Annotated in this window: 12 protein-coding genes; 4 read left to right on the forward strand and 8 right to left on the reverse strand. The window is 56.9% G+C overall.

Annotated features, from left to right (window positions below):
- Positions 1–643: 643 nt before the first annotated feature.
- From WKI84_RS11845 to WKI84_RS11855, 3 genes are read right to left on the reverse strand one after another with little or no spacing between them, the layout of a single operon-like run.
- A complete protein-coding gene (locus WKI84_RS11845) occupies positions 644–1,612 on the reverse strand; it encodes a 2-oxoacid:ferredoxin oxidoreductase subunit beta (RefSeq protein ID WP_337863768.1) in 969 nt (322 codons plus the stop codon).
- Positions 1,602–3,551 carry a 2-oxoacid:ferredoxin oxidoreductase subunit alpha gene (locus WKI84_RS11850; RefSeq protein WP_337863769.1) on the reverse strand — a complete coding sequence of 650 codons (1,950 nt, stop codon included), beginning with the start codon at positions 3,549–3,551 and terminating at the stop codon, positions 1,602–1,604. The genes WKI84_RS11845 and WKI84_RS11850 overlap by 11 nt, the downstream gene beginning before the upstream one ends.
- Positions 3,552–3,586: 35 nt before the next feature.
- Complete coding sequence (locus WKI84_RS11855; protein WP_337863770.1) at positions 3,587–3,835, reverse strand: hypothetical protein; 249 nt, start codon at positions 3,833–3,835, stop codon at positions 3,587–3,589.
- Between WKI84_RS11855 and WKI84_RS11860 the strand changes: the two genes are divergently transcribed.
- Positions 3,822–4,184, forward strand: coding sequence for a hypothetical protein (locus WKI84_RS11860; protein ID WP_337863771.1), 363 nt, complete (start codon positions 3,822–3,824; stop codon positions 4,182–4,184). The genes WKI84_RS11855 and WKI84_RS11860 overlap by 14 nt on opposite strands.
- A gap of 6 nt (positions 4,185–4,190) precedes the next feature.
- Here WKI84_RS11860 and WKI84_RS11865 read toward each other — a convergent pair whose 3' ends face one another.
- Together WKI84_RS11865 and WKI84_RS11870 are read right to left on the reverse strand one after the other, a co-directional pair.
- Entirely contained in the window at positions 4,191–6,485 is a 2,295-nt protein-coding gene (locus WKI84_RS11865) for an aconitate hydratase (protein ID WP_337863772.1), read from the reverse strand.
- Between the two features lie 32 nt (positions 6,486–6,517).
- Positions 6,518–7,555, reverse strand: a complete 1,038-nt coding sequence (locus tag WKI84_RS11870) for an isocitrate/isopropylmalate family dehydrogenase (RefSeq protein WP_337863773.1) — start codon at positions 7,553–7,555, stop codon at positions 6,518–6,520.
- Between the two features lie 55 nt (positions 7,556–7,610).
- Here WKI84_RS11870 and WKI84_RS11875 point away from each other — a divergent pair, with 55 nt between their 5' ends.
- From WKI84_RS11875 to pdxT, 3 genes are read left to right on the forward strand one after another with little or no spacing between them, the layout of a single operon-like run.
- Positions 7,611–8,132, forward strand: a complete 522-nt coding sequence (locus WKI84_RS11875; protein ID WP_337863774.1) for a hypothetical protein — start codon at positions 7,611–7,613, stop codon at positions 8,130–8,132.
- A 46-nt stretch (positions 8,133–8,178) separates the two neighbouring features.
- Positions 8,179–9,147, forward strand: a complete 969-nt coding sequence (gene pdxS, locus WKI84_RS11880) for a pyridoxal 5'-phosphate synthase lyase subunit PdxS (protein ID WP_337863775.1) — start codon at positions 8,179–8,181, stop codon at positions 9,145–9,147.
- Positions 9,144–9,806, forward strand: coding sequence for a pyridoxal 5'-phosphate synthase glutaminase subunit PdxT (pdxT, locus tag WKI84_RS11885; protein ID WP_337863776.1), 663 nt, complete (start codon positions 9,144–9,146; stop codon positions 9,804–9,806). Before pdxS ends, pdxT begins: the two co-directional genes overlap by 4 nt.
- Here pdxT and WKI84_RS11890 read toward each other — a convergent pair whose 3' ends face one another.
- The 3 genes from WKI84_RS11890 to WKI84_RS11900 form a co-directional block, all read right to left on the reverse strand.
- Positions 9,807–11,108 carry a PQQ-dependent sugar dehydrogenase gene (locus tag WKI84_RS11890; protein WP_337863777.1) on the reverse strand — a complete coding sequence of 434 codons (1,302 nt, stop codon included), beginning with the start codon at positions 11,106–11,108 and terminating at the stop codon, positions 9,807–9,809.
- Positions 11,109–11,329: 221 nt separating this feature from the next.
- On the reverse strand, positions 11,330–11,593 hold the full coding sequence (locus tag WKI84_RS11895; RefSeq protein WP_337863778.1) for a winged helix-turn-helix domain-containing protein: 264 nt from the start codon (positions 11,591–11,593) through the stop codon (positions 11,330–11,332).
- Between the two features lie 181 nt (positions 11,594–11,774).
- Complete coding sequence (locus tag WKI84_RS11900) at positions 11,775–12,452, reverse strand: Lrp/AsnC family transcriptional regulator (RefSeq protein WP_337863779.1); 678 nt, start codon at positions 12,450–12,452, stop codon at positions 11,775–11,777.
- Positions 12,453–12,581 lie beyond the last annotated feature (129 nt).

Genomic DNA, 12,581 nt, shown 5'->3' on the forward strand with positions numbered 1-12,581 from the left:
TCTTTTCTACGATCATCTCGCCTCTTTCAAGCCGGCCAGAGAGTGTCCTGACTCCAAAATAATGCATGCCAAGTACGTCCGATTCCCCAGCCAAATAACGGAAACACGAACCAGAGCACCTGTGGAACAGTCAGCAGGTTGATGGCAACCAGCGCCGCGTTTACGCCGGCGTGTATGATGGCATGCATAGTAAAACCATGCTTCTCCTTTTTCATCACCATCTTGCGGCATGCCTGCTTGTATTCCTCTAGAGTGATTCACTCATGAATAAAATGGGCACAGGTAATTGTAGAGCGCGACGAACATACGCGCTCTGTCGCCGCAAGAGAGCTATTTCTTGCTTACCCACTTGTCGCCCTTTTTCTCATACTTGTTCTTGACAGCGTCCCACGCCACCCTGTGCGCTATTTCCTCGGGATCGTCTTTCGGGTCGCGCCGCTTGTCAGGGTCTCTGTACTGCTCCAGCGCGCTGGCATGCGCCGATTTAAAGATCTCTTGTGCGTGCTTGGGCAGCTCGTCTATCTGCTTTTGCGTGCGCTCTGACAGCCCACCGCTACCACTGCTACGTCTTTTTCTTCCGGGGCCATTGGAGAAAATAATGAAAATAAAATATTAAAGACGATCTTGCCGCTCTTTCTTCTTTTCAGCGATCCACCCTGTGCTCTTCGAGCAGGCGCTCGATGTTTGTCACAGTCGTCCCGTCGTCTGTCGCTATCTGCTGGCGCGCCGGCGGGTTTTCGACATAGTTTGGGATCCTCGACGTTATGCGCTCTTGGTACGTCGGAATGTGCTCGTTCTGATAAAAGATGCCGAGAGGTATCTTGTCGCCCCATTCTGCCGCCTTTTCAAGCGCGGCGGCCATCTTGGCAGGAGCCTCTGACGGGTCGCGCACGATGCCGTCGTACCCGATGCTGTCCAGCTTGTATACGCGGGGCATCGCCTTTTTAGTCTCGGGGTCAATGTTGTCGCTCCCCTGAAACCACTCTTTGGTATTGATGTCGTTGTACGTCGGGCAGGGCTGCAGCACGTCCACAAACGCAAGCCCCTTGTGCTCCACTGCTTTTCGGATCATGTCCTTCAGGTGGCGCACATCGTATGCATAGCCGCGTGCAAGGAACGTAAAGCCGGAGACAAGTGCAAGCGCTATAGGGTTGACCGAGTTGTTGACGTTTGGCTGCGGCAGCGACTTGGTCTTCATGCCCAGCTTTAGCGTGGGCGCGGCCTGGCCCTTTGTTAACCCGTAAACCGCGTTGTTGAATATGAGGTACGCCATGTCCACGTTGCGCCTGCCTGCGCTGACGAAATGGCCGGCGCCGATCCCAAGGCCGTCGCCGTCGCCACCGACTGCCAGCACTTCCAGATCAGGGTTTGCCAGCTTGGCTCCCTGCGCAAACGGGAGCACGCGCCCGTGGAGCGTGTGTATGCCGTACGTCTTGATGTAGTGGGGCGTCTTGCCGGAGCAGCCGATGCCAGAGAACACGGTGGCCCTGTGCTTTGGCACCTGCATGTCTGCCAGCGCCATCTGGATGGCGTTCAGTATACCAAAGTCGCCGCAACCGGGGCACCAGTCGTTGTGGACCTCGGTCTTGTAGTCTGCCAGCTTAAGAGCCACTTTTCAGCACCTGCCTCCTTGGAGCATTCCCATTCAATATTCTCTTCACGGCGTTATAAACCTCCTCAAGCGTCATCGGCCTGCCGTTGTATTTTACCACCAGGTTGTCGGCGTTCCTGCCAGTGTGCTGGCGCACCATGAAGGCCAGCTGCGCACTATAGTTCATCTCGACTGCTATGACCTGCTCGGCGTCTGCAAGCATCTTTTCCACAAGCTCCGTCGGGAACGGGCTGAGCAGGCGCAGCTGGATAAAGCGGACGCGTATGCCTTCCTGCTCCAGCTTTTCAATCGTGTCCAGTATCACGCCCTTGGTCGACCCCCAGCTCACGATGACAGTTTTGGCAGCCGGGTCGCCATAGGCGGCAGCCTTGTCCTCGTCTGGTATCTCCTTGAGCGCCAGATCGAGCTTGCTCATGCGCTTGTCCATCATCTGGATGCGCAGGTCAGGGTCTTCGGTGATGTGCCCCTCCTCTGTGTGCTCGTCGCCCGTGTTCCAAAAGATGGCGTCCTTTGTACCGAGCGCGATCCTCGGGCTGACAGGGTTGTCTGAAAGCTTGAATCGCAAATAGTTGCCGGCCTCGCCCCTGTCTGCCTCTGTTATCTCTTTGGCGATCAGCCCCCTGTCTATCTTGACGAGGGCAGGGTCGAACACCTTGCACGTGATGACGCTGTTGGCGATTGCCTTGTCGAGCATGTGGATCACCGGCATCTGGTACCTGTCTGCAAAGTTGAACGCCTTGATGGTGTCGTAAAAGCTCTCCTCGATGTCGCCGGAAGCAAACACTACCCTTGGGAACTCGCCATGGCCGGCGTTGACTGCAAACTGCAAGTCGCCCTGCTCGTGGCGCGTCGGGAGGCCCGTCGAAGGGCCTGCGCGCTGGTAGAGCGATATCACTATTGGCACCTCGTTAATGCCGGCCCACCCCAGCGCCTCGGCCATGAGCGAAAAGCCCGGGCCGGACGTGGCAGTAGCAGACCTCGCGCCGGAAAGGGCGCCCCCTATAGCCATCGTTATGGCGGCAATCTCGTCTTCTGTCTGCACCACGACCGTGGAGCCTTTTTTTCCAGAATCATAGATGTCAAGTATCTCGTTTGACTCTAAAAGCTCGCTGTCGTCTGTAGCAGGCGTTATGGGATAGTAGGTCTGGAACCGGCAGCCTGCCACCATCTTGCCCATGGCAGACGACTGGTTGCCCTGCATGGCTATCATGCCCTGCTGTACCGGCCTTGCCGACAGCCGATACTCAAAGCCGTCGCGTTTGAAATTCTGCTTTGCATAGTCATAGATGTGTTCGGCCGCCTTGACGTTCAGCTCTGCTATTTTGGCCTTTGATCTAAAGATGTGCCGTATGGCCTTTGAAAGGATCCCGGGGTCAAGCTCCAGCAGGGCAAAGGACGCCGACAGCGCCATCACGTTTGTCATCCTTGCCAGCTTGCTCAGCGACGGGTCGTTCATCTTGCCTGCAAAGTCTTCAAGCACCTTGAAGAACGGTATCGGGTATAGCACGACTCCCTGCCTGCGGACGTACTCTAGCGCGCCTGCCACAGACAGCTCCAGCCCCGCCTTTTCAAGCCTCTTTTGGACCCGGGAAGCTGCAGGGCCGTCCATGGTGGGCACCTCTTCTAGCTTGGCCTCGGCCGCGTCCGTGTCATAGATTATCGCGCCGCCCTTGCTCACCTCGTCAAAGTGGCGGAACACGGTCTCGGCGTCGAAAGACACCAGGACGTTCAGCTCCTCAAGCGGAGACCGTACTGGCTTTTCTGCGACGCGCACGGTAAAGTAGCTGTGCTCGCCCTTGATGTTGGAGTAGTATTCGCGCTTGCCAAATATGTGGAGGCCGGCCAGCGCGCAGGCGCGTGAGAAAATGTTTGCGGCAGAGTCGACGCCGGAGCCCTGCGCCCCGCCTATCACCCAGTTGAGCGAGTTTGTTATCGTCAAGCACAAGAGCTTGTTTTTTCTGGCTTTTAATACTTTCAGCCGCCGGTGACTGCGTCATGCAGGCAACATTCGCAGGCGTCCTTTTTGCCGCAATACGGGCAGACGCACATGCACGATTCAATCGGGTTGCCGCAGTTGTCGCACATCACAATTTCGTCGGCCGCCATCAGTCTTTCTCTCTGCCCCTTCTCATGGCGTCCAAAGTTATTATACTTTGTCAGCGCGTACGGGTGTGCTATGATCATCTGGTACGTCTCTGCGGCCGCAGGAGTGGTTTTCATCATCGTCGCGCTCCTGCTTGCAGACCTGCCGTACAGGATGCAGGACGGCACCAGAATCGACATTGCTGCTCAGGCGGTATGCCTTCCGCACAAGCAGGTGCTCTTTTTTGGTGGCTACCACCGTGACGTATGCATGTTGGGGTTCAAGCGCTCCGACGACGGCAGGCACTTTACGCTGTACAACTATGGCGAGATAGAAGAAAAGAACCCGGATCTAAAGAAAGCGTTTGGCACCGGCCAAGAGTTCCACATCTCTGGCGTGTTCACCTACGGCGCCGCGCAGGGATACGAAAAGTATGACGTTGTCGGCATGATAGACGCCGACAACGTGGAGCTGCTCATCCGACAGTAAGAGACATCATTTCGAGCGCATCAGGTTGAGCGCCGAGCCGGCCCTGAACCACTCTATCTGTGCCGAATTGTAGGAATGCTTTAGCTCTATCTCCTCCTCTCTGCCGTCTGCGTGGCGTATGACGCATTTCAGCGGCTTGCCCTGCGCCATGTCTTTCAGGCCCACTATCGACAGCCTGTCACCCTCCTGTATCCTTTCGTAATCGGCAGGGTTTGAAAACGTGAGCGCAAGGACGCCCTGCTTTTTCAGGTTCGTCTCGTGTATGCGGGCAAAGCTCCTTGCAATGACTGCGCCGCAGCCCAGATACCGCGGGGTCATGGCTGCGTGCTCCCTGCTAGAGCCTTCGCCATAGTTGCTGTCGCCCACTATGACCCATTTCAAGCCAGCCGCCTTGTACTGGCGGGCTATCTTGGGGTACGACTCGATGGCGCCGGTCAGCTGGTTCTTCCCTTCGCCGACCTGGCCGCCAAACGCGTTGACGGCGCCAAGGAGCAGGTTGTCGCTTATTTTATCTAAATGACCGCGCAGGCTCAGCCACGGCCCCGCCGGCGATATGTGGTCAGTAGTCGTTTTGCCCTTTGTCTTTGCAAGCACGGGCATGTCGGTCAGGTCGCGGCCGTCCCACGGCTCAAAAGGCTTGAGCTGCTGCAGCCGCTCGCTTTTCGGGTCGATTATCACCTGCACCGAGTCTGGATCTGCCGCAGGCGCCACGTAGACGTCCTTGGCCTCTACAAAGCCCCTTCTCGGCACTTCTGGCGCCGGCTTTGGCGGCTGCAGCTTGAACTTGCGGCCGTCTGCGCCGGTCAGCTCGTCGGTGAGCGGGTTGAACGACAGCCTGCCGCCAAGCGCAAGGGCCGTGACAATCTCCGGGCTTCCGATAAAGTTCATAGTTTCACGCCTGCCGTCGTTGCGGCCGGGAAAGTTGCGGTTGTACGATGTCACTATGGTGTTTGGCTCGCCCTTTTTCAGCTCCGGCCTGCTCCACTGCCCGATGCACGGGCCGCAGGCGTTTGCAAGCACGTTTGCTCCTATCTCCTGCAATGCCCGCATCTGGCCGTCGCGCTCTATGGTGGCGCGGATCATTTCAGAGCCAGGGGTCACCTGCAGCGACGCCTTTGTCTTTGCGCCATGCGCCCAAGCCTGCTCGGCCACGTCTGCAGCGCGTGACATGTCCTCGTAAGACGAGTTTGTGCAGCTGCCGATCAGCGCGACAGAGATGTTGTCGATATAGCTGTTCTTTTTCACGTCCTGCGCCATCTCGGATATCGGCCTTGCTAGGTCGGGCGTATGCGGGCCGACAATGTGCGGCTCTAGCTTTGACAGGTCTATCTCGATAACCTGGTCAAAGTATTTCGAGGGATCTTTTTCCACCTCCGGATCCTCTATCAGCAGGGACCGGTGTTGGTTTGCAAGGTCTGCTATCTCGCCCCTGCCTGTTGCGCGCAGGTACGCCTCCATGCGGTCGTCGTACTCAAAGATGGAGCAGGTCGCCCCGATCTCGGCGCCCATGTTGGTTATCGTGGCCTTGCCGGTGCAGCTTATCGACCTTGCGCCTGGACCGAAATATTCAATGATTGCATTCGTGCCGCCAGAAACCGTGAGTTTTGATGCCACGTACAAAATGACGTCTTTGGGCGCCGCCCAGCCTGTCAGCTCGCCTTTAAGGTAGACCCCTATCCTCTTTGGGTAGAGGAGCTCCCACGGCATGCCGGCCATGACCTCAGCCGCATCGAGCCCGCCGACGCCGATTGCAACCATGCCAAGACCGCCAGCGTTTGGGGTGTGCGAGTCCGTCCCTATCATTAGGCCACCGGGGAACGCATAGTTTTCAAGCACCACCTGGTGTATGATGCCGGCGCCAGGTTTCCAGAACCCGATGCCGTATTTCCTGCACGCAGATTCCAGAAAGGCATAGACTTCGCTGTTCTGGATTATCGCAAAGCGCGTGTCTGTCGAGCTGTTGACCCTGGCCTGTATCAGGTGGTCGCAGTGTACCGTAGTCGGCAGCCTGACCCTCTTTAGCCCCGACTGTGCAAACTGCAGCAGGGTCATCTGACCCGTCACGTCCTGCAGCGCGACGCGGTCAGGATTCAAGAAAACATAGCTCTTGCCCCTCTCGGGATCGTAGACGTTCCCGTTGCCGTCGAGGTGGCCTATCAGTATCTTTTCTGAAAGGGTCAACGGTCTGTTGCTGACGGTCTTGCGGAATTTTTCAACGTTTGATTGCAGTTTAGCATAAACCTTGGAAACAAGCGCAGGCGTCGTCTCTATCTCTACTATCGCTGCTGCTGCTGATGACATCTGGCAGCTAGACTCCTCGCTATCGGGTTATATTATTTCCGAAGTTTTGCCTTTGCCTGCTCGATTATGGCGTCGGTCATCTGCGCAGTCGACGCCGAGCCTCCGATGTCAAAGGTCACGACCCTGCCGTCCTCTATCACCTGCTCCGTCGCAGAGAATATCGCGTCCTGTATGTGGCGCTCGCCCAGGTAGCCTGCCATCCACGCGCCTGCCAGCACGGTGGCAGTCGGGTTGGCCTTATTCTGGCCCTTGATGGTAGGGGCGCTCCCGTGCGCGGCCTCAAACATTGCGTAATTGTCGCCCATGTTTGAGGAGTACATCAGGCCGACAGAGCCTGTGACGCCGGCGGCAAGCTCTGAAACGATGTCCATGAACAAGTTAGTACTGGCAAGCGCGGTTCCGTTGAACTGCTCCGGCCTAACGACCAGCTGCTGCATCATGTTGTCGATGTAGATTTCCTCTATTTCGATGCCAGCGGCCTTTCCAGCCTGCAGGAACTCATCGAGGAACAGGCCGTCTGTCGTCTTCAATATGTTCCTCTTGGTTATTGCGACCACCTTTTTCAAACCATGATCCTTGGCCCACTTCATCGTCGCGTTTGCAAACCGCCGGCTTCCCTGCCGGGTTATCTTGCGAATCGCTATCGCCACATCGTCGGTGATCTGCATCTCTATTCCTGCATAGAGCCCCTCGGTCGCCTCGCGCAGGCAGACAAAGTCTAGGTTCTTGTCAGGCGTTATCCTCCTGTATGTGCGGATCGGCCGGACGTTTGTGTACAGGTTGAACTTTTGGCGCAGAGTCACAGCGACGCTCCTTGGGGCCTTTGGATCCGTGATCGTGGTCGTGGGGCCCTTGAAGCAGGCGTCGCACTCCTCGAGCGCCTTCATGGTGGCGTCCGGGATGAACGACGCGTCTCGCCGGCCGTTGCGCTCCCATTGCTCAGAACCACCTTCGCACATCACTATCTCTATCTGCGAGTTGCACGCCTTGAGCACCCTGAGCATCGAGTCGACCACTTCCGGGCCAATGCCGTCGCCCCTGATGACTGCCGCCTTTTTACCTGCTGTCACGGCTTGAGGGCGCTTTAATCAATATATAATGATTAAGAGTGCCTCCTGTGCAGGGATGAACAAGTTTGCCCTCGTCATCATCGGCATAGCCGGGGCGATGGCCGCGCTGATAGCAGCGTCCTACGCCCTGCAGCAGCCCGCCGGCAAAGACGGCCTTGTCGAGCTTGAATACACAAAGCAGCAGATGACCATGCGGGACGGCAGCGGAGAATTTGTCGCAGGCAGGACAGAAGTGTTGACAATAGCAAAGGACGGCTCTGCCACGTACCGCCTGACCGATCCTGCTTTCCTGTCGCAGCCGCAGGAAAAAAAGTTCTCGCTAAGCAGCGAAGAGAAGGGCAGGCTGAAGGGGCTGATACTTGAGACAGGGTTCATGCAGATACCCGACACCGACTACCCGCAGAAGGCAGGCGTTGCCAACTTTACAAGCTATACGCTAAAGGCGACGGCAGTAGAGGGAGGAGAGAGCAAGACACTGAAGTGGGTCAACCAGCAGGCTCGCGACGGCACCATCCCGCCGATAATCCTGCAGGTGAACTCGCAGCTTGACTCGATAATGTCAAAAGTCAGGGCGTAGAACAATATCTATATAGGGTGTTTCGGCGTTCCGGCATGCATATAACATGACTACGATATCGCTTGTCGCAAGCGAGCCGGGGGCCAAGGGCGTCAAGGTAGAGGAGGGCGCCGGGACCGTCCGGGGCACCACCCTTTTGAAGCGCGGCTTTGCGCACATGCAAAAGCACGGCGTCGTGATGGATGTCACCAGCGTGGAGCAGGCCCAGATAGCCGAGGAGGCCGGCGCGGTAGCCGTCATGGTGCTCGACAAGCTCCCGTACGACGTGAGGAAGGCGGGCGGTGTGGCAAGGACTGCCAGCATCAAGGTAATCGAGGAGATAATGGACGCAGTCACGATACCGATAATGGCCAAGTGCAGGATAGGTCACACAGACGAGGCAAGGGTGCTCGAAGTGACCGGCGCAGACATGATAGACGAAAGCGAGGTGCTGACGCCGGCAGACGAGGAGCGCCACATCTGGAAATGGGACTTTACGACGCCTTTTGTCAACGGCGCCAAGAATCTGGGCGAAGCGCTGAGGAGGATAGAGGAGGGCGCGGCCATGATAAGGACCAAGGGCGAGCCGGGGACTGGCAACGTGGCAGAGGCAGTCACCCACATACGCATGGTCAATAACGAGATAAGGAGGATACGCTCTCACTACCAGGACGGAGACAAGCAGGAGCTGATGAAGGCTGCGCGCGAGATGAAGGTGTCGTTTGCAATCGTTGAAGAGACGGCGCGCCTTGGCAGGCTGCCGGTCGTCAATTTCGCCGCAGGCGGGATAACGACGCCTGCCGACGCGGCATTCCTCATGAACCTTGGCTGCGACGGCGTGTTTGTCGGCTCGGGCATATTCAAGTCGGACGACCCGGCGCAGCGCGCAAGGGCAGTCGTCCTTGCCACCACATTCCACGACGACGCCAAGATAGTGAGGGAAGCGCAAAAGATGGTCGACGAGAAAAAGTCGCTCCTTGGCCTTGACACCAAGAACCTGGAGCTGCGCATGCAGGAGAGGGGCCAGTCGGCATGAGCGGCGCGGCTGCAAAAGAGATAACGATAGGCGTGCTCGGCTTCCAGGGCGACATTGAAGAAAACGTCGCTGCCGCCAAGCAGGCGCTCAGCGAACTGAAGGTGAAGGGCAAGGTTGAGCTTGTGCGCTATCCTGAAGAGATGGAGCGCATCGACGGCCTGATACTCCCCGGCGGAGAGAGCACCGTGCAGAGCTCGCTTGCAGCCATCCAGCATTCTCTTCCGGTTCTGAAAAAGCGCATATCTGAAGGGATGCCGGTGCTTGGCACGTGCGCAGGCATGATAATGCTTTCAAAGAAGGTGTTTGACCGCGTGGTGGGCGAGACAAAGCAAAAGACGATAGGGAGCCTCGACATCGTAGTCGAGCGCAACGCGTTTGGCCGCCAGAACGACTCGTTCGAGTCGGACCTCGAGATAGATTCTCTGGGCAAGGGTCCTTTCAGAGGCGTTTTCATAAGGGCGCCTGCCGTGAGCGAGGCGGGCAAGGACGTGCAGATCATTGCAAGGCACGCAAACAGGATAGTGGCGGTGAGGCAAAAGAACATCATTGGCACGGCGTTCCACCCCGAGCTTGCAGGCGACGCAAGGATGCACCGCCAGCTTGTCAAGATGATACTTGAAAACGCGACAACAGCAGCAACAACTGGCAAGCAGCGCTAGCTAGCCTGACGCTGCTGTTGCCTCGGCCGGCACCACCCTGTACAGGTTGCCCGCAAACGTAAGGACGTACAGGTACCCGTCATTGGGCCCCGTCTCCAGGTCGACTATTCCCCCGGGGAACGCTCCAAACCTGACTTCGAGCGACTCCTCGTAGCTGTCGGCCACAAGGTCGCCGACGCTCCCTGCAAGGTCAAGCCCGTCCCGCGCGGCGTTGACCTTGAAAAAGTAGAGGTCGCCGGCGTTATAGTCGCCAACGAAAATGTTGTTCTTGTACTCCGGGCCGAACTTGTCTGATTTAAAGAACTCGATGTCAGTCACACCGATAGCGCTTTTCCAGCTAAAGACAGGGTCCAGGTAGTGAGAGCCCTGCAGCTGCAGCAGGTCTGACTCTGTGTGGCCGGACCGGGCGATTGGCCCCATCACCTTTTTCCACCCGCTGTTAAAGCCAGAGTTGACCACGTTTATCTCGTCGTAACTTTCAGGGCCGTTCTCGGTGTCCCACAGCTTGCCGGTGACGGGATCAAAGTCCATGCCAAAGCTGTTGCGTACGCCGTAGGCAAAATAGTATGTGAACGGCTTTTTGCTGTATCCTGCAAACGGGTTGTCTGCAGGCGGCCTGCCCTCAGAGTCGACCCTGACTATGACTGACGTGTCGTCTATCTCGCCCGACTGCTCGTTTGTAAGCGGGCCGCCCAGCCTGTTCACATCGCCAATGACAGCATAGAGCTGACCGCTGCGGCTGTCCATCTCGAGCTTGCCTCCGTTGTGGACGGGGCCGGGGATGGCGGGGAGCTCTAGCAGCATGACAGGGTTTGAGAGTGAGTTTCCGTCCCAGTCGTACCTGTAGATCCTGTTGCCAAGGACGTGGCCGCCGGCGTCAGCCTCGGTCATGTACAGGAACACCTCCCTGCCGCTGCCTGACACGGCTATGCCCAGCAGCCCCTGCTCGGCGCCCCTGGCTACGTTCAGCTTTAGCACCTGCTTTTTCGTGCCGTCGCTTGAAACCATCATCACCTGGCCGGTCTCCTTCTCCAGCACGAGCAATTTACTGCCGCCATCGACAAAGGCCATGCTGGTGGGAAGCGAGAGGTCGCTTGCGACAAGCTCTGCTCTAAAGTCGCTTCCAAGCTGCGGCTCCAGGCTGACAGGGGGCGTCGACGAGACTGCGGCAGATGAAGTCCCTCCGGAGGCAGGGCCTTCGGGAGAAGCCGGTTTGGGAGCATAGTACAGCATCGCAAATGCGGCCGCTCCGGCGGCCGCAACGGCTATTGCGATCAGGACCAGCGCTATTGCAACCCTCATTGCCGGCTTCTACCACTCATCATCATGCATGTACAGAAATAAGGACATTGGCTGCCATTATTGTAGTTATTGTCGCTGCTATTGCCACGACAACGACGGCTGCCGCCTGCAACAATATCAGCAGCAAAAGCGGTTGAGAGAATCAATCCAGGGTGCAACAGGGATCCGGCTACCACAATCATATGCAATAAAATAATTGAAAAATATTGTGGAGGAAAATCCTAGCTGATCCGAGTCTCGGCGAGCTGCCCGTTCAGGAGCTGGTGGATGACATCGTACGCCTTCAGGTACGAGATGCCCTTCTCGGTTATCACCCACTTGCCCGTGTCCTCTCGTATCAGACCCTTTTCCAGCAGCAGCCTGTGATAGAACTTTAGCTGAGAGTAGCTCAGCTTTGACTTGTACATGATCATCGTCTTGATCTGTGGCTCCAGTAGTGTCGTCAGTATCTCAGCTATGATCTCCTCCCTGCTACGGTTTCCCATCTCTTCTAATTTCGCTATAGTCCCTTACCCGTCTCCACTACGAGCGTCCGGATAGGTAAGCGGTACGGTCACAATGCGTAATTAATGGCTGCCAACCTGCACAGGGCGTGAGCAGATAATGGGAGAAGATGCAAAAAACGGGCATGATATTGAACACGGGTATAGAAGGGGCGTCTGTAGATTACATCTTGTCGATTATTGACTCGAAGCACTGGTCGTTCTTGCCTATGGTCGACACGAGCTCCACCCAGGACAGGTTCGTGACCCCCTTGATTGCCTTTATGCGCTCTATGATGTCCATTAGTTCCCGGTTGTCCTTGAATATCGCCTCAGTTATCACGTCGGTAGTTTCGGCCCCTATGGCGCGCCACACCCGCACTATCGAGTCCTTCCACGACAGGATCTCCTTGCCCACCGCCATGGTGTTGCCTTTTTCCGTATTGACAAAGAGCATCGCCACGCGCCAGCCGAGCTTTTCCAGCTTGGGCGAATAAGACGCCTCAAGAAAGTCGGCCTCAAGCCTCTTTCTCCTGCGCTGGACGGTGCTGAGCGGTATGTCCAGCTCGCGCGAGAGCATGAGCGACGAGGTCTCACCCGTTGACGACAGCAGCGTCTTTAGGATCTTTTTGTCGACCGGTGAAAGCACCGGCGTCTGGTCCCTGTTGCGCTTGGCGCCCCTTTTCCTCTGCCGGGACTCGTTGACGACGTGCATTATCGTTTTTAGAAGCTCCTGCAGCTCGTTTATCGAAAGCTGGTTAAATGACGACGCTTTGATGCCCAACCCTTCGAGCTCCCGGATTATCTCCTGCCTCGAGATGGGCTTGCTGTCTGTTTTACTACTCACTTCTTCCAGCATCACCTACCACCGCGCCTGAACGTAAAGGGTATGGTGTCAGAACACACGATTTTATTACCGTAATTTTATCAAGTAGAATTTAATAAAAGAAAATAGGTCGAGCTGGTTGTGTTTTTCCGCATCTTGCGCCAG

The organism is Nitrososphaera sp. (genome assembly GCF_037447015.1).
Lineage (GTDB): Archaea > Thermoproteota > Nitrososphaeria > Nitrososphaerales > Nitrososphaeraceae > Nitrososphaera.